Below are 26,623 nucleotides of genomic sequence, written 5' to 3'. Positions count from 1 at the left end.
TCTTGATTTTTGCTTCTTTTCATCAAGGAAAAGAAAGAAGAATTATTCATTATCAAAAAGTTTTCGACTGCGCTCAACCTGACATTTATTTAAAAATATAAAGAAATGACACTAGAAGAATTAAAAAAATCAAACTCGATTATTTTCGAAAGTATTAGTGGAAGTAGAGCTTATGGATTACAAACGCCTACTTCAGATACTGATATTCGTGGTGTTTTTATTTTACCAAAAGATAAATTCTATTCGTTAGATTATGTTGGACAAATCAATAATGAAACGAATGATATTGTGTATTATGAATTAAGAAAGTTTATAGAATTATGCTTAAAGAATAATCCGAATATTCTAGAATTATTAAATATGCCAGCTGAGTGTATTCAAATTAAACACCCTATTTACGATAAAATTACTTCGGAGTTATTTTTATCAAAATTATGCAAGAATACATTTGCTAATTATGCTTTTACTCAGATTAAAAAGGCGAGAGGTTTAAATAAGAAAATTGTTAATCCGGTTGAAAAAGAACGAAAAGAAATTATTGATTTTTGTACAGTTCTTCAAGGAAAAAAATCATTACCATTAAAAGAATATTTAACAGAACATGATTTAGATATCAATAATTGCGGATTGGCTAAAATTCCAAATATGAAAAATTGTTTCAATTTGTTTTATAGTGATGCATTAGGCTATCAAGGAATTGCGAGAGAAAATGCAAACGAGGTGTGTACAAGCTCAATTCCGAAAGAAGAAAATCCAATTGCTGTTCTATACAGTAATTTAGAAGGTTATTCATCGTATTGTAAAAAGTACAAAGAATATTGGGATTGGGTTGATAAAAGAAACGATGAACGTTATAAAAGTAATATTTCTCATGATAAAAATTATGATGCGAAGAACATGATGCACACATTTCGTCTATTGCATATGGCTAAAGAGATTGCAAAAAACAAAGTAGTAAATGTTAGAGTTAGTGAATCTGAAAGAAAATATCTATTTAGAATTAAAAATGCTGAATTTGAATACGATGATTTAGTTAGTGAAGCAGAAACTATTAAAAAAGAATTAGAACAGCTTTATGAAACATCAGATTTACCAGAAAGACCAGATAAAACTTTAGCTAATCAGTTATTGAACAGTATAAGAACTGAATTTTATAATCAGAACGAATATTAGTGGTCTGTGATCATAAACTTACGTCAACCTGAACTTGTTTCAGGTTCTCATTAAAAATTGTTGCTTGCAAAATTTATGAGATTCCGAAATAAATTCGGAATGACGTAAAAATAGTATTTACAACTAAAAATTATTCAATAAACTAAAATAAAGAATTACTATAATTATTCTTAACTCGTAAAACTAATAATGCCAAAGAATAGAGGAAAAGAAGGTTCAGATGATCGATTATTTGGACAAGAATTTATGCAACGAAAGATAAAAGGAGCAGTTTTCGATATGTCGTTTCTATTAGAACGTGGTTATGGAGAAGCTTCTTCTTGCGAATTAGTTGGTAATCGTTACAAGTTGAATAAACGTCAACAACAAGCTATAAAAGGAATGTCTGCAGCAGCATCAGCTGTAAAAAACAGAAAGGAAAAGCAAATTTCGAAAGAGAATTTGATCGGTAAAGAAATCACAATTGATGGTTTTAATCAAATTATATTATTAGAAAGTATTCTTTCTAATGCGTATGTTTTTGAAGGAAAAGATGGAGCTTATCGTGATTTGTCTTCTTTACATGGAACTTATAAAAGTGTAAATCAAACAGAAGAAGCAATACGTTTAATTGGTGATTTCTTTCAAAAATATAAGGTAAAAAAAGTTGTCTGGGTTTTCGATCAACCAGTTTCTAATAGTGGTAGAATGAAAACTAAATTATTAACTATTGCAGAAAAATATCATTACAATTGGGAGGTAATCTTAGAAAACAATCCAGATAAAGTAATTGCAAATAGTGAATTTGTAGCTATAACTTCAGATGCTTGGATATTAGATCGCACATCTATTTGGTTTAATTTAATAGCTGAATTACTTCCCAAAAATTATAAAACATTAGTTTCTTGTTAGATTAGAATTCTCAAACTCTAAAAAATATTGCATATTTGCATCAGAAATGAAACAAGAATCATTACATAACAAAATTCAAATATCGAGAAAAGATGCTAGTGTTTATCTAAATTGGATGAACGCAGGAAGGACGTTATGTAATTATTTCAGAAGAAAATAGAGATTAAAAACAAATAATAATTCATAGTAAAAGCGTCCAATTTTTAAGTTGGACGCTTTTTTTGTAAAAAATGATTAAAAATCTTAGAAAGATAAAAGGTAAACACATAGTCGATGTTGAATCAACAAATAACTAATAATCAAAATAGTAACAGATTTGTTGTGTATTCGTAAAACTACGGACAGGAACTCTATTGAATTGTTTTAAGATAAGTTGCTGGTTTTTAGTTCTTTAAAGTTTGTGTGTTTAAAATATTTGACACATATTTGCACCACGAAAAAATTAATTCATAGGAAATGCTAAAAATGAATAATATACAAGATTGGAATACTAATAAAAGTGCACAAATAAATAGTGCTAGTATTGTTATGGAGTTATTTCAAATGAAAATTAGGAGGTATAGACAGTAAAAAGTTTAATATATAAATTTTAAAATGCACCTCCGAAACGAGGTGCTTTTTTTATTGTCAGTATTAAAGAAAAAGTATTTTAAAGAATTAATAAAAAACGTAGAATTATAAAGGAATGTTTAATGGCAATGAGTTCGAATCTCATCTTCTACACAAGCGCGCAAAAAGAGAATTAGTAATTATTAAAAAAATAAGATCATGTTTAAGAAATATAACAGTATTGAAAACACATACCGTGAAAAACAAATTGAGCAAGTTTATCTTCATGGATATGATAAAGAAAAATATGTAGTTCAAGAAAAAGTGCACGGATCTAACTTTTCTTTCATTACAGATGGAGAAGTAATTCAAGTCGCAAAACGTAGTGGGTTAATTGCTGAAGATGAAAAATTTAACAACTATAAATATGTACTAGAAAAGTATAGAACAACAATTAAAAAACTATTTGTACTTGTTAAAGAAAAATATCCAACTATAACTGAAGTTACGGTCTATGGTGAAATCTTTGGAGGTAGTTACGAACATCCGGAAGTACCAAAATCAAAAGGAATGTCAAGAATTCAAAAAGGAGTATTTTATACACCTGATAACGATTTCTATGCTTTTGATATTCGTATCGATCAAGAAGTGTATCTAAATGTAGATGAGGCGAATGAACTTTTTGAAACTGTTGGACTATTTTATGCAAAATCACTTTTTGAAGGTTCTTTTAAAGATTGTCTAGCATATTCAAACGAGTTTGATTCAAAGATTCCAGGTTGGCTTGGCCTTCCAGAGATTAAAGATAACACTTGTGAAGGTGTTGTAATTAAACCAGTAGAAAGTAAAATTTTTAAAAATGGAACACGAGTAATCTTTAAAAACAAAAACGAAAAATGGTCTGAACGTTCACATGCAACAACACGAGTTAGAAAAACTACTGTGATATCATTTTCAGATAAAGAAAAGGAAACACTAGAAAAACTAATGAGTTACATTAACGAAAACAGACTAATGAACGTACAAAGTAAACTTGGTGATTTCGAACCAAAACAAACTGGTAAAACCATTGGTTTACTATCTCAAGATGCTTTTGTAGATTTTAAGAAAGATTACGAAGAAGAGTGGAACACTATTGAAAAAGAACGTCAAAAACTATTTACTAAAGAACTTAACAAAGAAGCTGTTAGTTTAGTTAAAGAAGTACTTCTTTTTAAGTAAAGTAACGTCAACCTGAACTTGTTTCAGGTTCTCATTAAGTAGATTTAATTATTTAAAAATAATTTCGAATTAAATTCAGAAACTATTAAAATTAGAAATGTAGTTTAAAAGACAAAACATTGGAAAATACCCAAAGATGTAAGTAAAAATCTTTCCATTTCTAATTTTTTAAATTGCTACGCAAAAAGAATACGCAGTAATAAATTAAGTTTGTAGTGTTATTTAATAAAACATGAAAAAAGAAGAATTATATATTATACTGTTTGCCTTACAGAAAAAGCTCATTGAAAAAGAGGAAGAACATTATTTAACCTATTGTAAAAAAGAACATTTAACGTCTTTCATATCTAATTTACACAGTTATCATTCAGATGCTAATTTTTTAAATACACTTGCTTTACCATATTTCGAAGAAGAAATTGAAAGAGATAGAAAAGCTGCCTATGAACAGTTTCTATTTTTGTTTGAGATAAATGAAGTTGATGAATTAATTCAAAGATTTCAACATACAGATATCACTGATTTTCTTTTGGTTTTAGGGCAACGTTTAACATCAGCAACAAATAACACGATAAACGCACTTCCGCCTTTAAATGATGATGTTTTTAAAGCAAGTTTTGAGCAATATAATTTACACGTTACTAAAGCAGTTAGAGCTTTTGAAAAACATTCAGAGCGAACAATAAATAACTTTTGGGGTAGTGTGGAAGGAAATCCGAAACAGAAAGAGGAAAAGGTAAAAGAACTGATACAATATTTACTACATCACAAAACATGGTGGAATGTATTTTATCATTTTAAACACGAGTTGATTTACGAAGTTCGTATTACTTCTGGTCACGGAGCCAGATGGAAAAAAAGTAATTTAGAATTTATTGGTTTTGTAGAGCCTTTCTTGAATTTAGAAAATGAAAAATAATAGTATTTTAGCCTAAAAGAAAAAGTATTTTGTTATATATCATTAGTACTCTTATTGTCCTTTTTTTAGTATATAAAGTAATCACTAAAGAAAAAGTTGAACCTAAAATTAATACTGTCGAAATTCAAGAACATTGGTATACAATATTAGAAGAAAATGTACTGTTTTATCAGCAATTAAGTACAGAAGATCGTTTACATTTTAAGAAACGAATTCAGACTTTTTTAAATAGTGTAGAAATTATTGCGGTTGATTTTGTATTTGAAGATTTAGATATTTTATTAGTTGCAGCAAGTGCTATTATCCCAGTTTTTGGTTTTAATAATTTTATGTATCCGAATTTAAAAACTGTGATTATTTATCCAGATTACTTTAATGAAGATTTAGAATTCGCAGCAAAGTCAAAAAACAAAATTATTGGTGGATTAGTTGGAAACGGACGCTTTGAAAATAAAATGATTCTATCGAGAAGAGCTTTACACCATGGTTTTACGAACAAAACTGATAAAGGAAATACCGGAATCCATGAATTTGTTCATTTACTAGATAAACTAGACGGAAATATTGATGGTATTCCTAAAGCATTATTAGACAATAAGAATTTGTTAGTTTGGCTAGATTTAGTTCATGATAAAATGGAAGATATTAATAACGATGATTCTGATATTAGGAATTACGGAGGAACATCAAAAGAAGAATTTTTTGCAGTTGCTTGCGAATATTTTTTCGAAAGACCAATGTTATTAAAAAGAAAACATCCGAAGTTATATCAAATGTTAGATGATTGCTTTACAGTAGATTAAAAAATTAATGGGATAGTAGTTTAAATGGAGAAAAACTAGGTGTCCGGCCAGACCCAGATGCGAGTTCGAGTCTCGTCTATTCCACAAAGAAAATCATATGGAAACATATCAATTTACTCAAGAAGAATGGGACAATTGTATTAAAGTATTACAAACTTTAAAAGACAATCCTTTTCATAATCCAGATAATCAATTGTTTTCTGGTTTAATTACTAAGATTCATAAAAAAGCGAAAAAGCAAAAGAGTCATGAGTCAACTCAAGAAAGATTAAAACAAGATTTAAATGTTTTAAAAGAATCTACCATTTTCAAAAATGCAATTCGTAATGAAACGTTATATGCTGAAGGTGAATTGAATACTACTAAAGAATTTAAATCGATAAATAAACCTAAGAATTGTTATGTCTGCAATGTACAGTACAATAAGGTTCATTTTTTTTATAATAGAATGTGTCCGAATTGTGCTGAAGAAAATTATGAAAACAGATTTAAAAATATTGATTTAGAAGGAAGAAACGTAATTATTACTGGAGGAAGAGTAAAAATTGGTTATGCAACAGCTTTAAAAATATTAAGAGCAAATGCAAATGTTGTAGTTACAAGTAGATTTCCAGCTTTAGCTTTAAATCAATTTAAAAAAGAAGAAGATTATAACGATTGGAAACATAACTTAATAGTTTACGGTTTAGATTTAAGAAACCTAACAGCTGTAAAAGAGTTTATTGAATTCTACAAGTCTAATTACAATACTTTAGATATTTTAATAAATAACGCAGCACAAACTATTAAATACAACGATATTTATTACACACCATTAGTTCAACAAGAGCAGAAGTTACTTTTAAATTCTGATGAAAATTTGTGTATTGCAAATACAACTTCAGTTTTGCAAGAAACTAACTTATTAGTGAATTCTGAAGAATATCAGGATTTTGAAATGAATAGATTTGGACAGCCTATCGATACTAGAGAGAAAACAAGTTGGAATTCAACATTAGAAGAAGTTTCTATGTATGAGTTGTTAGAAGTTAATTTGATTAATCAGATATCACCTTATTTTTTGATTAAAGAATTAACTCCTTTATTCTCTCAATCTAAGTTTGATAAACGATTCATTATTAATGTAACTTCTTCTGAAGGACAATTTAGTTACAATAATAAAACGATTTTTCATCCACATACAAATATGACAAAAGCAGCATTAAATATGATGACACGAACTTCTGGTAAACAGTTTGAAAAAGATCATAATATTTTGATGTATGCCGTTGATGTAGGTTGGATTTCTACAGGAGCAAAAGAAGTTTTACGAGAAAAACAGTTTAAAAGAGGCTATATTCCTCCTTTAGATTCTGTAGATGGAGCAGCTAGAATTTTACATCCAATTTTAGAAGGAATCCAAGAAAAACCTATATTAGCTGGAACATTGCTGAAAAATTACAAAATAGAAAATTGGTAATATGAAGATAGTAGTTCAATGGAAGAATATATGCCTGTCACGCATAAGGTTGCTGGTTCGAATCCAGTCTATCTTCACTTTTTAAAATATAAGAAAGAGGTAAGCTAATTGGAAAGCAGCGGAATGCCAATCCGATGATGTTGGTTCGATTCCAACCCTCTTTCTTTTAAAAACTTAAGACTATGAAACATTTCTTAGAAAAAACAACAAATACACATGTTTTAGAAGCTAGTAAAATTAAGGTTGTAAAAACTTTAAATAGCACAGAAGTTATCCAAATCGAAGGAGATGGATTTGTAACTCATGGTGAGCATGGATGTATAAAAATAGAAAGTGAATATGTAATAAAGTATGTTCAACAAGAATATAATCCTATTACACGTATTGTAGAAAATGCTTATGATTAATGATGGATTTACCAATTATAAAAATCGTTAAAGAAGAAGATTTAGAATTTCTACAATTATATGAAGAATTTCATTTAGAAATATATTTACATGCTTGTACAATACAACTAGATCATCTTAAAGGTAATTTAATCGTAAGAGCTACACATTGTTTATTTCCAAACTTAAAAATAGTAGATGGGGTATTGTCTGTTGATGGTAAAGAAAATGTATTTCCAGAATTACATTTAATTAAAGGAAATTTAAATATTCATGAAGTAAATACAAGGTTACCTAAATTAGAAAAGATTCTAGGAAAATTAAAAAAGTACGAAGAAGTATTACTTCCTAAACTAAAAGTTATAAATGGAGTAGAAAAAGAAAATGAATGGATAGAGATTAGTAACAACTCACAATTACAGAAAGTTAAAGACAATCAATACTGTAATCTTAGAATTTATGACGCAAGTTATCCATTGGTTTTTCCTATGGAAGAACATTTTGGCTCTATAGAAATCATAAATAGTTCTTGTAGTTTTTCTAATCTTAAAAAGATTTGGGGAGATTTACTCATCAAGAAAAATGATAAAAGAGAAGTACATACACCTAAATTGAAATTAATTTTAGGAAGATGTGAGATCAACTCTTCAAATCAAAGAATTTGTGTTGATGAAATAGGTAAAAAATTAATCATTCAAAAAGGAATGAATAATACATTTCCATCTTTATATAAAGTAGGTAGTATTACTTTAACTAAAGAAGGGACAGAACTTATTGCTCCACAATTAAGAATAATTCAAAAACAATCACTTTTAAATGGTCGTTTTAAAGCTCATTTATTAGAAATAATAAATATAGAATACAGTTATGACTTTGAGCATTATTTACCAAATCTAAGAGTAATTAATGGTAGTATTATAACTCCAGAATCAGCTAAGAGCATACATTATTTAAATAACTTAACAATAGTAAAAGGAAATTATTTTACTAATGATTATCTAGAAACACCAGAGCTTACTAAAGTTTTTGGAACTTTACGATTAGTAGATAATACAACCAAAAAGTTTAAGAATTTAAAAACAATTTCTGTCTTAGAAGGTAGTAAAGAAGCCAAAGAAAACTTTGTAAAAATTAATACTACAATTACTAACATTAATAAATCAGAATATTTTGAAACTGATAATCCAGGAATAGTCAAAGAGTTTTATCATCAGATAAGAGAAAATCAGCTATTGTCTAAAAATTATTTTTATTTAGGTTCCCGTTGGAGAAATCAAAAGTTACCAATTTCCTTCAACATGTATGTGCAAATATTGAAAATGAAACACAGTTCCTATCAAAACTTTTATACACGTGAAGTTTTAAGAGAATGGACATGTGAAATGAATCCACACTTAATTACTGTTTTAAAAAAGATAGAACGAGTATGGCAAGAAGTTGAAGCTTTAAGTTTTCAGAAATTATTTAAAATTGAGAACTTAAATATTAGAAGATTCTCATTTAATTATGTTGGTGTTGCAGAAGTAATGAAAGCTTTAAACGCAAGTAGAATTAAATCTGAAGGAATTTTAGTAAAGCATTATGAATATGATTTAGAAGGAAATAAAACAATTGTAGAAAAGCATAATATCTTTGAAACCTATGAAGTTAATTTTAATCAAATTAGTGATTTAAGAGTTTGGAATCGAAATTTGCAAAAAGGTTATGCCGTAAAATGTTGGTGTACATCAACAAATAACGAACATTGGTTATGGATAGAAAACAAATACAAAGACAATCCATTAGAAGCAATTGCATCTACTTTTAGAATTCATGAAAATATAATTCCTCATATCAAACATTTAAAAAGACAAGGTGATATATTACTTTGTGAAATGAAAAGAAAAATAATACCTGAAGGTGAAATTAGACCTTTAACCAAGGAAGAGTATTTTAAATTATTAATCGCAGAATCATAAAAAGCAAATGCAGTAAGCATTTATATGAAAAACTCTAACGAATAAAGGTTCAAGTTTTCAGAAAAGAGAAATAAAACCTAGTTTTACAGAGAGATAACTTATTAAAAAAATAAATTGTTATGGAAGATAAGTTGACAAAACAAGAAATACTTATTCAACAAGCCACAGAATATTACAATCAAGGAGATTATTCCTTAGGTTATCGAATGTTACTTGATGCAACTTTAAATACAGATAAAATTGAAGCGTTTAAAGCTGCATTAACATTTGTTGAAACTTATGAAAAAGAAGAAGATAAATCCAATGTTTTAAATGATTTTATAAAGTGTAAGGAAATTATAAATGGTTTTAAAATTGAAGATCAAAATGCAATTGGCCAACCAATACTTAAGGGGAATTCTATAGAAAAAGTATATAGAAGAGGGAAATTTAAACTGGGTCCAATCAATATAGAGTTAAATAAAGGAGATATTTTCGGATTAGTAGGTGAGAATGGTAACGGTAAAACAACTTTGCTTACAATTTTGGCTTCTTTAATAGAAAAAACCTCAGGTAATCTGTCATATTCATTTCTTAATAAAACAGATGATATTTATGATTTAAAATCAAAGTTGGTTTATATTCCTCAAAGAACTTCAAAATGGTATGGAAGCGTAGTTGATAACTTAAAGTTTGCATTGGTTCATCATGGAGTTACAGGTGAGAAAAATCATTTGTTAGTACATATGATGATTGCAAGATTTGGATTATGGAAATACAAAGATTTAAAATGGAGCGAATTGTCTTCTGGATATAAAATGCGTTTTGAGTTAGCGAGAACAATGCTTAGAAAACCTGAAATTGTTCTGTTAGACGAGCCTTTGGCTAATTTAGATATTCTTGCGCAACAAGTAATTTTAGAGGATTTAAAAATGCTGGCCAAATCTCATGTAAATCCTATTGCTATGATTTTTTCATCTCAACAATTATATGAAGTTGAAAAGGTTTCAGATGAAGTAATTTATTTAAGAAATGGTAAACCTACAGATCTTTTAGGTTTAAAAACTGAAGAAGAAAACTCTTTAATTATAGAGTTTGATACTGCTAATTCAAGAGAAGATATAGAAAAAGTGTTTGAACAATATGAATTAGAACAAATCGAGTATAATGGAGGAGTGTATATCATATATTTTAAAGATAACACGATTACTTTCAATACTGTTTTATCAATTATAGCGTCAAACAATTTTACAATTCAATACATCAGAGATATTTCTAAATCAACCAGAAGATTTTTTGTGTACTAATACTTGCTTATGAAAACGATTAAAAAAATAAATAAATACTTAGTAGAACATTATCCATTAATTTGGAATACAAAACTAGTTTGGATGTTAGCTTTTGCTATCATTGTACATCTTACATTTTTTATAGCTGGTTTTTTATCTGTAAATACTCAAAGTGATGTTTCTAGTCATTATAATTTAGAGGAATTTTATTATGGCTCTCCAGCATTTTTAATAGGAGTTTTAACTTCTATCATATCATTATTAATCTGGATTATTTTCTACTTGAAAAATAACGCTTTCAAGAATTTTTACCCATTAAAAAAAGGAACTTTATTCATACAGTTTTGTATTCTGTTTTTAATATTTTTCACCAATATCACTCATTATTATTCATATAAAAAAGGAGTTACTAGTAAAATAAAAACTTTATACAATTGGAATGAAATAGATACAGATATTAAAAAGTTTAATAATGCTGCGATCTTTTTTTTAAAAAATAGAACGAATTATGAAATTGAAGAAAAAGATTATCCAGATCCTTTTCCTTTAGAAGTTGTATCCACCAAAAGAGAAGATTATTTAGGAATTACAATAGATACAACACGAGCTTTTATAAAACATAACGACGAGTATTATCAATTTTTCAAAATCAATCATGAATTGATAGCTGAAGATGTTAAAAATAATGTTTTTGCTGATGAAGGAATTTATGATGAGGATTCATATGTTGAAAATAGTCAACCTTTTAAATATAGAATTGTTTATGATATTTCTTCTTACAAGGAATTAATTACTCCAAATTTATATAACTTTTCTAGAGAGTTTATTAGTTATGGGCAAGATTCTACTGATCGAAAGGATAGATTAATTTATTATCAAAAACTATTAGATAAGAAAGACGAAAATGTTCTTCGTAACAAATTAGACGAGTTTTATAATTTAGCAAAACAGTACAATGTAAAGCATAACATTAAGAAGGAAGATTGGTTGTATCTTTTAAATTTTAAAAATGATTATCAGTATATTATTAACATAAAAGATCGAAAAGCTTTAAATTATGATCTAGATAAGCTTAAACTAAATTACTACAGAACTAAAAAGAGAATAGATACTGTTTTAATTCCAAATACTTCACATAAAAAAGATCAAATTTATTACAGTCAGTTTCCTAAAACTTCTGATGGGAAAAGTATTTTAATAGAAAAAGAATATTATGAATATTTTGGTTATGTACCTTATTGTGATTTTAGTGGTTTAAATACTTTCTTTAAAAATGTTTATTATACATTTCATCCAACTTTCGATTCTGTTAGTTTATATGTATTTATTGTTTTATCAATTGTATTCTCATTATTAATTTTCTTATTTAAAACTACAGATATAAGAAATATGTTATTAAGTGTTGTAGCAGCTGGTGTAGTATTGATTTTTGGAATATTATTGATTTTTATAGCAGATAGATATTTAGGGTTTAATAGTAAAATAGGAATTTTAATTGCTCTAATTTTAAATATTCTAATCGTAATTTTTTCAGTTTTAGCTTTATTAAATAAATGGCGTAAAGGATTAGTGTCTATTTTATTTTCTTTAGCTCAATTTGCTATTCCGTTAATCATATTACTCGCAGTTTTATATTACAAAGAACTGCTAGGTTATCCATATAGAAATAATGATCCATTTTTAATATGGTATGATCAATATGGATTTTGGTTTACCATTTCTGTATGGATATTTGGAATTTTCTTTTATAGTAAATCAATAAGAAATTGGAGAGCTTGGACTGAATAAGTTTAATAAAGTTGAATTCTAATGAATAAAAGAATTTCTAAAATACCTAATAATGTTCAAGATAGAACATCAATTGCTTGGAAAAAGTTATGCGAGTATGTAGATCAACTTGCAGAAAGCAACGCAGAAGAGTTTTCACCAAGAGATGTTCTTGGTAACGAGTTATTTTCTCAAATTTATACTTTACCAGAATCTATAGCTAAGCTTAAAAACGTAAAGAAAATTGATTTATATGGTAGTAATTTAAAGCGTATTCCACCAGAAATAGGTGAGATGGAATCACTTGAATTCTTTGATCCTTATACATCTTATGATTTACATTGGTTTCCATTTGAAATATTTAAATGTAAGAACCTAAAAGACAGTCGTATTAGTACAAGAGTGCTTTATGGAAATTACAAAAACCGTATGGGATTTCCTCGATTAAATCATAATCCTATTCGATATCATGGTGATACTTTAAAATGTAGTATTTGTAGTAAACAAATGAGCTATGAAGTAACAAATCAAATGTGGATAACTACCAGAGTAGGAACAGATATCATTCCAATGTTAGCTAACTTATGTTCAAAAGAATGTGAAGAACAACTTCCAAAACCACCAAAATATTATGTGCAATTTCCACATAAAGGAGGAGCAGATTTAGTACAACCAGATATGAACGAATTTGAATATATTGAAGCTGTATATGAAACTGTTACTATGAAAAAAGTCCAAATAAAGGATGAAGACCCAAAAAACGATAGATCTAAATTTTTAAAACTTTTAAGTAAACTATTTTCGTGAGAGTATTAGTTCGTTTATTATACGATTTTAAAGATGAAACTATTGATATTTCATGTAAAGAAGATATTATTTCTAGTATTGAAAAAGTAAAACACGCAAGAGTATTTCATGTTTTTGTATATATTTTAAGTTATGTAGATCAACGTAAATCTATTGTTTTAAAAAAGAAAAATGATAAATTTCTTGTAGAGTATTTAGATAATAATAAAGTTACTTTTTCAGAATTCGAAATCTCAAGTATAGAATCTTTTTATGGTTATATAGATAATTTTCTGGAGAAAAATTTAAATGATACAGATGAGTTTTTTGAAAATAATAAAGCAAAAAAAGAAACTTTAAATAAAGAAAATTATCAAAAATGGAAATTAAAGTATAATCTTGAACAAAAAAATGAACGAAAGAAAAAGTGGAAAAATGCCTTAATAGTAATTACTTTATCACCTTTATTTATTTACATAATAAACCTTATTTATACTGGAGAGTATAAGTTTATTGGGCAAAAAACTCAAATTGTAAAAGCACATATTTACAAAATAAATTGGGCCCATGCCGGACCTGGGAGATATTATCAACGACTATATTATAAATATAGTTGCAATAACAAGTCTTATAATGATATAACAACTATTAATAAGTTTGTAGGTGAACGAAAAGTAGGAGATTCGATAGTGCTAAAAATTTCAGAATCTAATCCAATGCGCTATGTAATTAAACAATATATTACTACTAAATAGTTTTTAAGATTTAATTTAAAAAGAAAGTAGCATATTTGTTCTTCGATTGAAAAGAAATTGTATTGAAAAATAAATAATTATGAAACCTAAAAATCATAAAACATTAAGAGAGAAAGAAGTTCGTAAAATATACAGACAACTTAATGTTCTATATGAAAAAAAATCAGAGTTAAAACTAATAAAGTTAGATCAACCTTACCGACATGGTTGGTTTAAAGAGCTAATTATTACTAATAATGTAGATAAGTATGCTAATAAAGAATATATAGAAGAAGTATACAGATTAGTTGAGAAAAAAGTTTGGGCTAAAACTAAGGAAGAAGCAGAACAAAAATGGAGAAACCAGATTTCTAAATATTTAATCAATAAAGAAATTCCTACGATCAATAAAAAACAATACAATAGGTTGAGTATTGAAGCTAAAAAACTATGTATTCCTTTTCAATATTATACTGAAAGAAAAAACTTAAGAACTCGTTTTTATATTAAGATACCTAAAGGAGCTTATAAAATAAAATTCACAAGAGCTTATGTAACTCATACTCGAAATGTAGATCCTCAATTAGGTAAACAAATCGCTTTTTTAAATCAAAAATTAAAAAGTAAAGGATATTACGAAACAGAAAGAAAATTATTCCCATGGTTAACTCATGATGATTGGCCTAGTTATAGAGAAAGTAGGCAAGAAGGTAAGAGAAAAGTTAGAAATTTAAAAAGTAAAGGAATTAAATACTTAATGAATGAAGCTTGTTAAAGCCCATATTTTATTTATTTCTATTTGTCCAAATTTAATTTAAAATCAATCTAAGCCTATAAATCAAATAAAATTGTCATATTTGCTGACATATTTATTAACGCAAAAACAAAAATATAACCTATGCTAATGCAATTTAATCACATATCGGACGCTCAAAAGCGATTTTTATGGAGTTACAAATAGGTTATTGTAGTATAAAATCACTCAAAAGCGTCCAAGTTGTAAAATTTGGACGCTTTTTTTATGAAAAAAATGTAGCCCTTTGGAAAAAGAGTCAATAGTACTACATAACTCAATTACAATAGATTAATTATCTGAAGAAATTCGGACAGGATTTTTATTGTTTTTATCCGGGTTAAGTGTTTGATTTTTAGTAAAATAAATTTGTTTTTTTCTTGCGTAATAAAAAAAAGCCTCACATCTTTGCATCGCAATTAAAGCAAAAACAAAATATCGTTTTAATAACTTTATTATAATAGTTAGGGGAGTCTAACTCATATAAAATAAAAAAAGGAGTTAAAACTTAACACATAAAAAAACGAAGTAAAATGTTCAATTTAAGAAAAGACATCGGTGTAACAAGAGAACTAGGTTCTTATGCACAACAGCTTCGTGACTTCATTCATAAATAGTATTCAATATGTTTAAAGTCCGAAGCCCAAAACAAAGTTTCGGATTTTTAATACTACACAATTCCGTTTAGTTTATTACCATTTCCGAAACAAACAGAGCAACGTTTAATAGGAAAATAATTGAAACCAGAACATAAAAAGTCGAAAAGGCTTAAAGAGGTTCGTGGTATCTGGAAAAGACAACGTCAAATTTGGAAACAAAAACAAAGTTTAGGGTATATAAAACTTGAAAAACCAATTCGACATGGTTGGTTTAAAGAGATTGTTATAACTCAAAACGTAGATCGATATAATAACAAGAAAGAGATTTTTGAATTATACGATGTAATAGAGAAGAAATTTTGGGGCAGAACCAAAAAAGAAGCTGATAAGCAATGGTTTCACCAAATTTCAAAATATCTGATCTATAAAGATTTTCCAACAATCAGTAAACGTCAATTCAACAGATTAAGTTATAAAGCACAAAAAATGTGCACAGTGTATTCGTACAGAACAGAAGATAAAAAGCTTAGAAAAAGATTTTATGTACGAATTCCTAAAAGCGCCTATCGTATAAAATACACGAGAGCTTATATAACACATTCTAAAAGAATTGATCCAGAGTTAGAAAGTGAAGATGCTTTACTTGATAACAAGTTGTTAAGAAACGGATACTACAAAGCAAATGCAAAATTTTGTGGTTGGAATCGAAAAGATTATTGGACAACCCAAGATTTTACAAAGGATAAACTTAAGGCTAAAAAACAATTAAAAGCTTTACAAAACTATCCAATAGCAGCAATTTTAAATGGGAAAGTAACATGGGAAAGAGATTAAAAGGAAAAGATCTAATCAATTTAGGATTTCCACAAAATAATAGCATAAACATCGCCTTAGGGCAAATTAACCGATACAGAAAAAAGGAAAAGAAAGAGCGCATTTTAGAAGAAGCAAAAGACGTATTGCTTCATCCTGAAAAATATCAAGGAAATGCGATTTGGGGGAAAGTTGCAGAAGGTTTAACAAAACCAGTAGAAGTTAGAATGCATCAATTACGAAATACAAGAGCTCCATTTTCAATTTATGGAGAAAACGAAATTGATGATCAAGCAAAGTATCAATTATACGATGCTTTAAAATTACCAATAGCAGTGCAAGGTGCATTAATGCCAGATGCACATTCGGGTTACGGTTTGCCCATTGGCGGAGTTTTAGCTACAGAGAATGCAGTGATTCCATATGGTGTGGGGTTAGACATCGGCTGTAGAATGGCCTTAAGTATTTATCCAATGAAAGCTTCTCACATCAAAGGAAAGCAACATCAAATGGAGAATATTTTAAAAGAGCATACAAAGTTTGGAATGTATGAAGCTCATGATAAAAAACAAGATCATGAAATATTTGAACGTAGTGAGTTTCGAGATATTCCATTAGTAAAGCGTTTAAAAACAAAGGCATTTAGACAATTAGGAACTTCAGGAAGTGGAAATCACTTTGTAGAGTTCGGAATTGTAACGATAACTGATGAAAAAAACGAGTTTGATTTACCAGTTGGTGAATATGTGGGATTATTATCTCACAGCGGATCAAGAGCTTTAGGAGCCAATATAGCAAAGCATTATACCTATTTAGCGAGTAAACAATGTCCGTTACCAAAGAACGTACAGCATTTAGCTTGGTTAGATTTAAATACACATGACGGACAAGAATATTGGTTAGCTATGAATTTAGCAGGTGATTATGCAAAAGCTTGTCATGATAATATTCACAAACGAGTAGCAAAATTGTTAGGAGTAAAGCCACTAGCAATGGTTGAAAATCATCACAATTTTGCTTGGAAAGAACAAGTAAACGGAGTAGAACGAATCGTACATAGAAAAGGAGCAACTCCTGCCAGCAAAGGAGAATTAGGAGTAATTCCAGGATCTATGACGGCACCAGGATACATTGTTCGTGGATTAGGTAATCAAGAAAGTTTACAGTCTGCTTCACATGGAGCAGGGAGAAAGCATTCTAGAAGAAAATGTAAAGAGAAATTCACCAAAAGTGATATTAAACATCAACTGAATATGAATCAAGTGAGTTTAATTGGAGGCGGAATTGATGAAGCGCCAATGGCATATAAAAACATAAAGAAAGTCATGGCAAATCAACAAGAATTGGTAGAAGTAGTAGGAACTTTTACACCGAAAATTGTGAGAATGGATAAGTAGTTCTGTGAACAATGATCATTTATATAATGATCAATTTTTAATGATGAATTACGAATTGTCACTTCGAGTGAAATTATTTGAAATGGTATGGAGAATAATTTTATATCGAGAAGTAATCGAATTGTTCTCGATACAATTTTACTTCATTTTCATTCATAAAATAACTCGAACTGACATTAGTATAACTAAGAATGTTTAATAAAATATTTCAAAAAAACAAACAGCTAAAAGTAAAGAGCCAATGGCTAATAGCTAATAGCATAAAGCTAGAAACTATGGGAGCAAAACATAACACAAAAAGATACGGAGAATTATGGCCTGATTACCGTATAGAATTAGGCTTAAAAATATTAGAAAAATTAAAACAATGGATTGTTATTTCTGGAGGCTGGGCTTGGCATTTTATGTCAGAAATGAATCATAAGGAATACAAACATGCACATGATCATAAGGATATAGACATTTTTGTGAATCCTAAAAATATAGGAATTGTAATGCAAATTTTATTGGATGAAGGATTTGAAAAAGTTTGGACTCGTTACGATCATATGCCTAGTCAAGAGAATTTTAGACGATACGAAAAAATAGAATGGTTACCAACAGGAAGAGAAATTAGAGTCACAATCGATTTCTTTGAATCTAAAACCATAGCAACAACAGAAGTTAATGGTTGGCAAGTAGTTCAGCCAGAAACGTTATTAAGTTTTTATTCAAACATTCATTCAAGTGATAAATGTTGGGCAGTAAAAACCGCAATAAAATTAGTATCAGAAGGGAAAAATCCAATAGGCAATCCATTGTTATCAAAAATGCCTTAAAGGCACTTTGTCACTTCGAGTGAAAGTATTCAAAATGAAATAAAGAATGCTTTTGTATCGAGAAGAGTTTGGTAGATTCTCGATAAAATTTGAATCTCATTTCACTCGATCAAAATCACTCGAACTGACAATAAGAAAATAACATGGAAACAAAAACAATTCAATTTACCGCAGGTCGTGGTCCTGCAGAATGTACTTGGGTAGTTGCTAAAATATTAAAAACGTTCATTAAAAAATTAGAAGAAAATAAGTTTGATTATACGATTCTTCAAAAAGAAAATGGGAATCAAAATGGAACTGTTCAATCGGTTACGATTCAAATTGAAGGTAAAAGTTTGACTTCATTTTTAAAAGAATGGTTAGGTACTATTCAATGGATTGGAACATCAACATTCAGAAAACATCACAAACGTAAAAACTGGTTTATCGGTTGTTTTGAATTAAAAATCAATAACAAAATTACTGTAGATGAAAAGCAAATAGCATTTCAAGCCCTACGAAGTTCTGGTCCTGGAGGACAACATGTAAATAAAGTAAGTTCTGCGATTAGAGCAAAACATATTCCAACAGGAATTCAAGTATTGGTATCAGAAAATAGATCACAGCATCAAAATAAAAAGATAGCAATACAACGATTAAAAGAGCGTGTGGTAGCAAGTAATATTGAGCAATTACAGCAATCGGTACAACAAGAATGGGAAAATCATTTGAATATAGAAAGAGGAAATCCAGTAAAGATTTTTACTGGAATTGATTTTAAAATTCAAAAACAGAAAAAGAAAAACTATAAATTAAAACGTAATCAATTAAAAAATGATTTGCGTAGAGAATTATAATAATCTAAGATTAAAAATTTAAAGAATTGTCAGTTCGAGTGATTTTTATGAAGATGGAGGCATACGAAATCGAAATAAAAATAGTATCGAGAACTTCTCGATATAAAAGTATTCTTCATTTTATTCCGAATACTTTCACTTGAAGTGACAAAAAATGAAAACAAAATGAAAACACTAACGAATAATTACATATTTAAAGCATTAGATGCATATCCATATGATTTAGAAGAAGCTATGGAAGCTTTAACTTATGCTTTAGCTTATGATGAAAAAAACACTATGGTGTTAGGCTTGCTTGCACGCATTTATGCTGAGAGTTTATATGATTATGAAAAGGCGAAAAGTTATTTTGCTGAAGCTTTAGCTGAAGATATTAATGCGTTTCATATTTATCCGCATTATGTTAATGTTCTATTATGGAATGAAGATTTAGATGAAGCTGAAAAATTAATAGATTTTGCTTTAAAAATTAAAGGTTCAGACAAAGCGGTTTTATATGTAAGTAAAGCAAGACTTTATGAACAAAAAAGATCTTATCAAAAGGCATTAGACTTCTTAAAAGAGGCAAAAATTCATACGTATAATGATAGTTTTATGTATACAATTGATCAGCATAAAGATAGGATTAAAGATAAAGTTCCACGGAAAAAGAAAAAGACTAAAAAGAAAGAAAAGAAAAAAGAAGCTAAAGCAAAGAAAAACAAGAAAAAGAAGTAACTGAGTTTAATCATCAAAAAATAAAAAATGAGAAGAGAAGTTTTAAAAAGATTTTTAAAAGGCACGGATAATTCAGGAAGATTTATTGTTCAGTCTAAAGTAACTGGAATCACATATTATGTAGAGCCTATAGATCAAGGAAAACCTGATAAGTTATGGGGAGATTTAGATCCAGCTACTAAAAAGCTCACTGGCGATTATGGAAATGTTAGGAGAGGAGCTGTAAAACCTTCTGAATCTTTAATTACTGAGGCGAATGGCTTTATAAATATTGATACATTTAAAGGAAGTCCGTTAGCTGAGATTGATCGTAGAGATAAAATTTATGAAAATAAATAACATTATTTTTTATTACGCAAAAACAATGCGTAATTCACCTCAATATTTGCAGTGTAATTATGAAAAAGAGCAATATTTAATCAAGTTGCTTACTGAAAAAGAAATAGAAAATCTATGAAATTGAAAAGAAGAGGGGGAAGATTGAAAAAGAAAAAAGCCTCATCATAACGAGGAGTATGATGAGGCAAAATTAAAAGTTCATTAACATCATAATATAGTTCGGTAGCTCAGCGGTAGAGCAACAGAAAAATACTATTCGCTATGAAAAAGCAACAATAGTTCCTATGAAAAAGATCCAGACTGTGTGTCGCAGGTTCGATTCCTGCCCGAGCTACAAATACTGACTAAGAAAGTTCCTATTTAACATTAGCTGTCACCTAAATATTACTTTCCGTTAGTATTACCAGACTCAGTAGCTCAATTGGATAGAGCACTAGATTTGTTATACTGTTCGCTATTAAAAAAGCATAAATAGTTCCTAGAAACTTTGGTTCTAGAGGTTGCAGGTTCAAGTCCTGTCTGAGTCACAAATCGACAAAAGAAGTTCCTATAAATTTATCCTTAAAAGAAAAATACTTCTCGTTGATTATTAAAGACAAAAAGAGTTCCTATTCATGGTTCGATTCCATACACGATTGGTTTTTTACTCTTCGTCTTTTTTTAAAATAAAATAGGTAAAAGGTGTTCCTATATATTCCATTAAATACACCTCACTTATAAATGATATGAAAAATGAAAACATTAAAATTATTTAATGCTGTAATAGCAAAAGAATCAGAAGCTAATAAAACTCCTTATGTATCTAATAAAGGATTTATTATTGAAAAAAATGCACTTTGGGCAAAAAATAAAATTGAAGGATTTTATGCTCGTGAACGATTAAATGGAAATGATTTAAATAAAACATTCCACAAATCTTGGGATAAAATTAAGTCGAGTACACGATTTGAATTATTTGTTGAGCAAATACAACATTACATTTCTACCTATGGAAGTAATTTTACAAGTGAGATTTATATTCCTTCAGAAGTTTTAGATGTTCCAGGTTTAAAATTAGTTTATAAAGTAATTAAGGCATATACAGTTGAAGAAATGACAGAAAAATGTTTGTCGTTATTACAATCAGGTATTGCTTTAAAAGAAGAAACTATAGATGATATTTTATCAATTTTAGTTGAAGAATTAAATTACAATTTTACAGGTAAAGATCAAATTAAAAATAAAGAAGCAATTGTAAAAATTGCAGACTTATATCAAGTTTACCCAGATAATGTTGTCGAGTTTTTTAGATATATTATCTATAGAACTACTAATACAACTTTACTAATTAAAAATGATGAATTAATCGAAGCTATTAAAAACAGTACTTACGATCCTACAATGGCGTTTAATAGATTTGGATTGGAAAGATTAGCTGAGATTTTCAATAGATTTAAACCTTTGTTTTTAGCTTTTAAAAATAGAGCGCCAAAAATAATTAATAAGATTAGTAAATTATCTAAACAATATCACAAACCATTAGTATCAAATCCATTAAATGAAGTAACACATTCTTTGTTAGCAGATAAAGATATTCACTGGTTAAACAATGCAACTCCATTTGCTTTATTTAAAGCTTTAAATGCTTGTTATATCAGAAAGAATGGACAAAACACTTTTTTGTATCGTGTTAGAAATGGAAAATCTTGGGTAAAATCTGGTGCTCCAACTCATGTTACAGAAAATGATTACGGAGCTTTATTAACTTCTCTAAAACATAAGTTTGGTTTTGCGAAAAAACAAAAAGAAATTACTTCAATCTCTGAAGTTTATTCAGGAGATACAACTTATATAAGTAGTAAAAATTATGATTTCTTATTAAATTACTTAAAGAGTAGATTTAATTTATCTGATCAAAAAGTTTATGTTCCAAATGATATTTCTTATGCTTTACCAACTTCAGAAAAAATGTATGTTGGTAATATTCCAACAGGAACAAAATTTTATGGAGAAAAGTTAGCTATTGGTGTGTATTGGGAAAATAAATGGGGAGCTCATGATTTAGATTTATCTGGTATTAACATTGGAGGTAAAGTAGGGTGGAATGCTAGTTGTAAACAAGGTGAAGGAAGTTTAATGTATTCAGGAGATATAACGGATGCACCAAATGGGGCAGTTGAATATTTGTATGCTAATAAAGGATTAAATGTACCAACTTTAGTAAACAATAATGTATACTCTGGTCGACAAGATTGTATTTATAAAATAGTTATAGGTAAAGGAGATGAAGTAAAATATGATTATATGATGAATCCGAATAAGGTTTTTGCAGATATAAAATGTAGTTCTGTGCAAAAACAAACTATTTTAGGTATGATTCTACCTGAAGAAAATAGACAGTCTTTTGTTTTATTAAACTTTGGAGCTGGTCATGCAAGAGTTTCTGGTAATTCTGAGATTTCTGATTTGGCTACTAAAGCTTTATACCAACAATGGAACAATCCACTAACTTTTGAAACTATTGTTGATTTATTAGGTGGAGCAGTAGTTACAGATAAGGAAGAAGCAACTTATGATTTTTCTTTAGATGTACTAGAAAAAGATAGTTTTATCAAAATATTTAATGAAAATGAAATTAAAAAGAAATAAAATAATAGTAATAGATATAGAAGCTACTTGTTGGAATGGTAAGATACCACCAGGAAAAACAAGCGAAATTATTGAATTCGGTATTTGTGAATTAGATACTGAAACAGGTGAAATATCCAGAAATAAAGGAATTTTAGTAAAGCCAGAACGCTCTGAAGTTAGTCCGTTTTGCACGGAATTAACTACAATTACTCAAGGTTTATTGGATAAAGAAGGTATTTCATTTGAAGAAGCTTGTCAAGAAATTAGAGAGAAATATAATTCTAAAGAATATGTTTGGGCAAGTTATGGAGCATATGATTTAAAAATGATTCAAAATCAGTGTGAAAAACGAGGTGTTGAATATCCTTTATCACAAGAGCATATTAACGTAAAAGTACTTTTTTCAGAGGTAAAAGATTTAAGACGAAAAGTTGGTATGAAAGGAGCTTTACATATTTTGGATATTCCTTTGGAAGGAACTCATCATAGAGGTGTAGATGATGCAAAGAACATTGCAAAAATTTTGCATTGGTGTTTAAGAAACAAATAGTTTAAATTAGTTTAAAATCTTTAAGTATTTATTTACTTAAAGATTTTTTTTGTTTAAAAAGTATACCTAAATCCAAACGTTGGAGTATCATCTAACATACCAGATGTTATTTGTATTTGTGCATTTTTATCATACGGTTTAGTAAATAAATAACTAAAACCATAACCAATTGCAGCTCCAGCCAAAACATCCCAGCCATCATGTTTTTTAGCTTCTATTCTAGAAAAGCCTACATAACTAGCAAGAACATATGCAGGAATACCATATTTCCAACCATATCTTTTTTGAATAAAAGTAGCACTAGCAAATGATATAGATGTATGCCCTGAAGGAAAACTATTTAAGCTTTCTCCGTTAGGACGTTCTTTATCTATGATTAGTTTTAATAATGAAGTAACTGCTACAGTACTTATGAATGATTTTGTAAACTGTAAAGTTCCTTTTTGTTCATCTTGCCAAATAAATGTAGAAGTTAAAGCAATTGCTGGTAATAATCCCACCAAAACATCTCCACTAGTTTTATGAAATTGTTGAGAAGAATTTAATGGAGCTTGTGATTGAATAGTACTATTTCCAGATAGAAATACTAAAATTAGACTCAATTTAAAGAATACTTTTCTAGTCATAAAGGGTTTTCGGGGTTTTATTAAGTAAAAATAAGCACCTTAAAATACAATTTTATATATTAAAAGATATGTTTATTTGATTAATAACTTAAAAAACAGCTTTGTATTATATCTTTTTAAAGTAAAATATGAGGTGAAATCAATAAAAAAATGATGAAATCTTTAGTCATTTTCAAAAAATGAACTAATATTGCACTACAAATGAAAACAATAAGTATACATATCAGCAATCAATCAGAGCTTTGTGCTTATGATTTTCGTCCTGGATTAGGCGAAAAAGGATGCTATGTATACAAATTTCAAGAGTTATTTTGAATGAAATAAAGAATAATAAATACAAATACTATAGCGTCCAATGAAAATTGGGCGCTTTTTTTATGAAAAAAATTGAAAGAAAATGTTAGACTAAAGAAAATAAAAATAAAAGTATAAAAAACTGAAAACAATTGAGAGACAGACTTTTGTAAACAAGTAAAGTATCCGTTTAAAAACGGACAGGATTTTTATTGTTTGAATTTAAGTGTAAATAATTGATAATCAATAAAATAAATTCATTTTTTCTTGTGTAGTTAAAAAAAGTGTTCCATATTTGCAGTGTCAAAAACAACAAGACAAAACAAAATATAAAAAGAATAAATAATAAAAATGTATCAAACTGAACAACATATAATTTCAATAAAGAACAACTATACATTAGTTCAGTATAATACAATTAATAAAAATAACATGAAACAATATCCACAACATAATACAGCCAATCATTTAGGATTCCGTTTACCGGAATGCGGCTCACTGTTTAGTGGATCGGATTTAGATTTTAGTTATAAAAAGGAGATAGATTATGAAAGTATATTGTGATATACATTCATTTAAAAAGATTAAAAGCATCTCCTTATCAAAGTGAGATGCTTTTTTTATGCTATGAAAATTTGGAAGAGCAAGCCAATTTGGTGGTGGCCACGGTCTTGAAAACCGTTCGGAGTTAACGACTCGTGTGGGTTCGAATCCCACCTCTTCCGCAAAAAAAACTCTGTTCGTATAACGGCAAGTACGCCTGACTTTCTATCAGGAAATAAGGGTTCGATTCCCTTACAGAGTACAGATTAATTAACAGTGAACAGTAATAACTCATTAGTTAAAAATTGATAACTGTTTATTTGAAATTGACAAGGTGGCTGAATGGTTAAAGGCGACAGACTGCAACTCTGTTTTTTGTGAGTTCGAATCTCATCCTTGTCTCGATTGAAGATCATTGAAATATTGAAAAGGAAGTATTGAGCAATTGGTTGGCTCGCCAGACTGTAAATCTGGTCTCTTCGGAGCTTGTAGGTTCGAGTCCTACTACTTCCACTAACAAGTAAACATTAATCAATTAACAATTATTATAGGGTAATTAAAACTGATAGTTGTTTACTGATAATTGAAAATGCATCTGTAGTGTAATTGGTAACATAGTAGACTTCCAATCTTCAGTTTCGAGTTCGAGTCTCGATAGATGCTCAAAAATACGTTTATAGTGTAATGGTAGCATCTGAGTCTCCAAAACTCAGGGTTAAGGTTAGAATCCTTATAAACGTGCGAACAAGCATCTATGGTGTAAAGGATAGCACAAGAGATTACGAATCTCTAAGTCTAAGTTCGAGTCTTAGTAGATGTACAATTTGCTCCACTGGCCAAAATGGTAAAGGCATCACGTTTAAGCCGTGTGAATTCTTGGTTCGAATCCAAGGTGGAGTACAATGTTCAGTGAATAGCGAACAATGATTAATAAAGAAATTGATCATTGTTAATTGATAACTAATCACTGAAAAAAAGGTTCATTGTGGTTAATGGTTAACCTTCCCGACTGTCTCTCGGGAGATACGAGTTCGATTCTCGTATGAACCGCTATAACTAGAGGTATAACAATTGGTAGTTTACCTGCTTTGGATGCAGGAGGTTGTAGGTTCGAATCCTGCTCTCTAGACTAAACCTAGAAAGAAGGTGTGTGTATGGTGACTTAGCGTTAAAGAAATTAATTGGCTGTTAAATATTAACATTAAAGTCACCAAAATTGAGGTATAACTCAGCTGGTAGAGTATCGTGCTGTTAACACGGAAGTCTTGGGTTCGAATCCCAATGCCTCAGCAAAACAATGATAAGTAAACAGTAATCAATTTACAATTATCAGTGATCAGTAAGAAAAAAAATGATAATTGTTTACAGATAACTAATCATTGAAAATGCAGGAATGGCGGAACTGGTATACGCGTCAGATTTAGAATCTGAATTTTGAGAGTTCGAATCTCTTTTCCTGTACAAATTAAACCTGTGATGTAATGGTTAGCATACAAGACTTTGACTCTTGTTGTATAGGTTCAAATCCTGTCAGGTTTACAAATGGTGGTTTTAGTTTATGTGGTAAAATATCTCACTGTGAATGAGAAGAACAGGGTTCGAATCCCGAGATCACCCCAAAATTCAATGAACAATTAATAGTTATCAGTAATCAATAAGTAAAATGATAATTGTTACTGATAACTGATCATTGAAAAAGGAACAATAGCAAAGCTGGTCAATGCGTCGGACTGAAAATCCGAAGATACAGGTTCAAATCCTGTTTGTTCCACTA

General features: G+C 28.8%; 23 protein-coding genes and 19 tRNA genes. 41 read left to right on the top strand and 1 reads right to left on the bottom strand.

From position 1 onward, the window contains the following. Positions 1 to 105 precede the first annotated feature (105 nt). The 26 genes from ACSIGC_RS02430 (at position 106) to ACSIGC_RS02305 (ending at position 23,386) form a co-directional block, all read left to right on the top strand. The gene (locus ACSIGC_RS02430) at positions 106 to 1,173 is read left to right on the top strand and encodes a nucleotidyltransferase domain-containing protein (RefSeq protein WP_442266571.1); all 1,068 of its coding nucleotides are present in this window, start codon (positions 106 to 108) and stop codon (positions 1,171 to 1,173) included. A 189-nt stretch (positions 1,174 to 1,362) separates the two neighbouring features. Then, complete coding sequence (locus tag ACSIGC_RS02425; RefSeq protein WP_442266570.1) at positions 1,363 to 2,064, top strand: DUF434 domain-containing protein; 702 nt, start codon at positions 1,363 to 1,365, stop codon at positions 2,062 to 2,064. A gap of 768 nt (positions 2,065 to 2,832) precedes the next feature. Further along, positions 2,833 to 3,834, top strand: coding sequence for an RNA ligase, Rnl2 family (locus ACSIGC_RS02420; protein WP_442266569.1), 1,002 nt, complete (start codon positions 2,833 to 2,835; stop codon positions 3,832 to 3,834). A 232-nt stretch (positions 3,835 to 4,066) separates the two neighbouring features. Then, positions 4,067 to 4,753 carry a hypothetical protein gene (locus ACSIGC_RS02415; RefSeq protein WP_442266568.1) on the top strand — a complete coding sequence of 229 codons (687 nt, stop codon included), beginning with the start codon at positions 4,067 to 4,069 and terminating at the stop codon, positions 4,751 to 4,753. A 29-nt stretch (positions 4,754 to 4,782) separates the two neighbouring features. Further along, entirely contained in the window at positions 4,783 to 5,556 is a 774-nt protein-coding gene (locus ACSIGC_RS02410; protein WP_442266567.1) for a zinc-dependent peptidase, read from the top strand. A 9-nt stretch (positions 5,557 to 5,565) separates the two neighbouring features. Next, a tRNA-OTHER gene (locus ACSIGC_RS02405) sits at positions 5,566 to 5,640 on the top strand. Positions 5,641 to 5,653: 13 nt separating this feature from the next. After that, positions 5,654 to 7,015: an SDR family oxidoreductase gene (locus ACSIGC_RS02400; protein ID WP_442266566.1), complete on the top strand. Its 1,362-nt coding sequence runs from the start codon at positions 5,654 to 5,656 to the stop codon at positions 7,013 to 7,015. Positions 7,016 to 7,018: 3 nt separating this feature from the next. Beyond that, positions 7,019 to 7,092 (top strand) — tRNA-Asp (locus tag ACSIGC_RS02395). Positions 7,093 to 7,108: 16 nt separating this feature from the next. Then, positions 7,109 to 7,179, top strand: a tRNA-Gly gene (locus ACSIGC_RS02390). Positions 7,180 to 7,197: 18 nt separating this feature from the next. Then, the gene (locus tag ACSIGC_RS02385) at positions 7,198 to 7,422 is read left to right on the top strand and encodes a hypothetical protein (RefSeq protein ID WP_299674494.1); all 225 of its coding nucleotides are present in this window, start codon (positions 7,198 to 7,200) and stop codon (positions 7,420 to 7,422) included. Beyond that, positions 7,422 to 9,359 carry a hypothetical protein gene (locus ACSIGC_RS02380; protein ID WP_442266565.1) on the top strand — a complete coding sequence of 646 codons (1,938 nt, stop codon included), beginning with the start codon at positions 7,422 to 7,424 and terminating at the stop codon, positions 9,357 to 9,359. The genes ACSIGC_RS02385 and ACSIGC_RS02380 overlap by 1 nt, the downstream gene beginning before the upstream one ends. Before the next feature lie 119 nt (positions 9,360 to 9,478). Next, positions 9,479 to 10,645, top strand: a complete 1,167-nt coding sequence (locus ACSIGC_RS02375) for an ABC transporter ATP-binding protein (RefSeq protein WP_442266564.1) — start codon at positions 9,479 to 9,481, stop codon at positions 10,643 to 10,645. Positions 10,646 to 10,654: 9 nt separating this feature from the next. Then, entirely contained in the window at positions 10,655 to 12,415 is a 1,761-nt protein-coding gene (locus ACSIGC_RS02370) for a hypothetical protein (RefSeq protein WP_442266563.1), read from the top strand. A 21-nt stretch (positions 12,416 to 12,436) separates the two neighbouring features. Then, entirely contained in the window at positions 12,437 to 13,201 is a 765-nt protein-coding gene (locus ACSIGC_RS02365; protein WP_442266562.1) for a hypothetical protein, read from the top strand. Continuing rightward, positions 13,198 to 13,935, top strand: coding sequence for a hypothetical protein (locus tag ACSIGC_RS02360; RefSeq protein ID WP_442266561.1), 738 nt, complete (start codon positions 13,198 to 13,200; stop codon positions 13,933 to 13,935). Before ACSIGC_RS02365 ends, ACSIGC_RS02360 begins: the two co-directional genes overlap by 4 nt. 79 nt (positions 13,936 to 14,014) lie before the next feature. Next, complete coding sequence (locus ACSIGC_RS02355; protein WP_442266560.1) at positions 14,015 to 14,689, top strand: hypothetical protein; 675 nt, start codon at positions 14,015 to 14,017, stop codon at positions 14,687 to 14,689. 755 nt (positions 14,690 to 15,444) lie between these two features. Next, the gene (locus tag ACSIGC_RS02350; protein ID WP_442266559.1) at positions 15,445 to 16,140 is read left to right on the top strand and encodes a hypothetical protein; all 696 of its coding nucleotides are present in this window, start codon (positions 15,445 to 15,447) and stop codon (positions 16,138 to 16,140) included. Next, the gene (locus ACSIGC_RS02345; protein WP_442266558.1) at positions 16,125 to 17,516 is read left to right on the top strand and encodes an RtcB family protein; all 1,392 of its coding nucleotides are present in this window, start codon (positions 16,125 to 16,127) and stop codon (positions 17,514 to 17,516) included. Before ACSIGC_RS02350 ends, ACSIGC_RS02345 begins: the two co-directional genes overlap by 16 nt. Positions 17,517 to 17,707: 191 nt before the next feature. Beyond that, entirely contained in the window at positions 17,708 to 18,334 is a 627-nt protein-coding gene (locus ACSIGC_RS02340) for a hypothetical protein (protein ID WP_442266557.1), read from the top strand. Between the two features lie 143 nt (positions 18,335 to 18,477). Beyond that, positions 18,478 to 19,170, top strand: coding sequence for a peptide chain release factor H (gene prfH / locus ACSIGC_RS02335; RefSeq protein WP_442266556.1), 693 nt, complete (start codon positions 18,478 to 18,480; stop codon positions 19,168 to 19,170). Positions 19,171 to 19,335: 165 nt separating this feature from the next. Beyond that, a complete protein-coding gene (locus ACSIGC_RS02330) occupies positions 19,336 to 19,887 on the top strand; it encodes a tetratricopeptide repeat protein (RefSeq protein ID WP_442266555.1) in 552 nt (183 codons plus the stop codon). A 27-nt stretch (positions 19,888 to 19,914) separates the two neighbouring features. Beyond that, positions 19,915 to 20,226, top strand: a complete 312-nt coding sequence (locus ACSIGC_RS02325) for a hypothetical protein (RefSeq protein ID WP_442266554.1) — start codon at positions 19,915 to 19,917, stop codon at positions 20,224 to 20,226. A 216-nt stretch (positions 20,227 to 20,442) separates the two neighbouring features. Further along, positions 20,443 to 20,560 (top strand) — tRNA-OTHER (locus tag ACSIGC_RS02320). A 72-nt stretch (positions 20,561 to 20,632) separates the two neighbouring features. Beyond that, a tRNA-OTHER gene (locus ACSIGC_RS02315) sits at positions 20,633 to 20,753 on the top strand. 205 nt (positions 20,754 to 20,958) lie between these two features. After that, a complete protein-coding gene (locus ACSIGC_RS02310) occupies positions 20,959 to 22,854 on the top strand; it encodes a hypothetical protein (protein WP_442266553.1) in 1,896 nt (631 codons plus the stop codon). Continuing rightward, positions 22,835 to 23,386, top strand: a complete 552-nt coding sequence (locus tag ACSIGC_RS02305) for an exonuclease domain-containing protein (protein ID WP_442266552.1) — start codon at positions 22,835 to 22,837, stop codon at positions 23,384 to 23,386. The genes ACSIGC_RS02310 and ACSIGC_RS02305 overlap by 20 nt, the downstream gene beginning before the upstream one ends. 53 nt (positions 23,387 to 23,439) lie before the next feature. On the opposite strand, the gene ACSIGC_RS02300 is transcribed toward ACSIGC_RS02305, so the two are convergent. Next, positions 23,440 to 24,012, bottom strand: a complete 573-nt coding sequence (locus ACSIGC_RS02300) for a phosphatase PAP2 family protein (protein ID WP_442266551.1) — start codon at positions 24,010 to 24,012, stop codon at positions 23,440 to 23,442. A gap of 645 nt (positions 24,013 to 24,657) precedes the next feature. On the opposite strand from ACSIGC_RS02300, the gene ACSIGC_RS02295 reads away from it, so the two are divergent. The 15 genes from ACSIGC_RS02295 to ACSIGC_RS02225 all read left to right on the top strand — a co-directional run bounded on the left by ACSIGC_RS02295 (position 24,658) and on the right by ACSIGC_RS02225 (position 26,620). Beyond that, entirely contained in the window at positions 24,658 to 24,870 is a 213-nt protein-coding gene (locus tag ACSIGC_RS02295) for a hypothetical protein (protein WP_442266550.1), read from the top strand. Positions 24,871 to 24,943: 73 nt separating this feature from the next. Continuing rightward, positions 24,944 to 25,031 (top strand) — tRNA-Ser (locus ACSIGC_RS02290). Between the two features lie 8 nt (positions 25,032 to 25,039). Continuing rightward, positions 25,040 to 25,111: transfer RNA gene (locus ACSIGC_RS02285), tRNA-Glu, on the top strand. 66 nt (positions 25,112 to 25,177) lie between these two features. After that, a tRNA-Cys gene (locus tag ACSIGC_RS02280) sits at positions 25,178 to 25,251 on the top strand. Between the two features lie 28 nt (positions 25,252 to 25,279). Further along, positions 25,280 to 25,362 (top strand) — tRNA-Tyr (locus ACSIGC_RS02275). Between the two features lie 78 nt (positions 25,363 to 25,440). After that, positions 25,441 to 25,512: transfer RNA gene (locus ACSIGC_RS02270), tRNA-Gly, on the top strand. Between the two features lie 85 nt (positions 25,513 to 25,597). After that, positions 25,598 to 25,669, top strand: a tRNA-Arg gene (locus tag ACSIGC_RS02265). 6 nt (positions 25,670 to 25,675) lie between these two features. Beyond that, a tRNA-Leu gene (locus tag ACSIGC_RS02260) sits at positions 25,676 to 25,749 on the top strand. A 77-nt stretch (positions 25,750 to 25,826) separates the two neighbouring features. Next, positions 25,827 to 25,899 (top strand) — tRNA-Asp (locus tag ACSIGC_RS02255). Between the two features lie 6 nt (positions 25,900 to 25,905). Then, positions 25,906 to 25,978: transfer RNA gene (locus tag ACSIGC_RS02250), tRNA-Pro, on the top strand. Between the two features lie 88 nt (positions 25,979 to 26,066). Continuing rightward, positions 26,067 to 26,139 (top strand) — tRNA-Asn (locus ACSIGC_RS02245). 97 nt (positions 26,140 to 26,236) lie between these two features. Next, positions 26,237 to 26,310: transfer RNA gene (locus ACSIGC_RS02240), tRNA-Leu, on the top strand. Positions 26,311 to 26,316: 6 nt separating this feature from the next. After that, a tRNA-Gln gene (locus ACSIGC_RS02235) sits at positions 26,317 to 26,388 on the top strand. Positions 26,389 to 26,394: 6 nt separating this feature from the next. Beyond that, positions 26,395 to 26,468 (top strand) — tRNA-His (locus tag ACSIGC_RS02230). A gap of 79 nt (positions 26,469 to 26,547) precedes the next feature. After that, positions 26,548 to 26,620: transfer RNA gene (locus ACSIGC_RS02225), tRNA-Phe, on the top strand. The last annotated feature ends 3 nt before the right edge of the window (positions 26,621 to 26,623 follow it).

The organism is Tenacibaculum aquaeponti (assembly GCF_052084715.1).
Taxonomy (GTDB): domain Bacteria; phylum Bacteroidota; class Bacteroidia; order Flavobacteriales; family Flavobacteriaceae; genus Polaribacter.
Note: the sequence above shows the minus strand (reverse complement) of the source record. Positions and strands in the feature narration are given on the sequence as shown.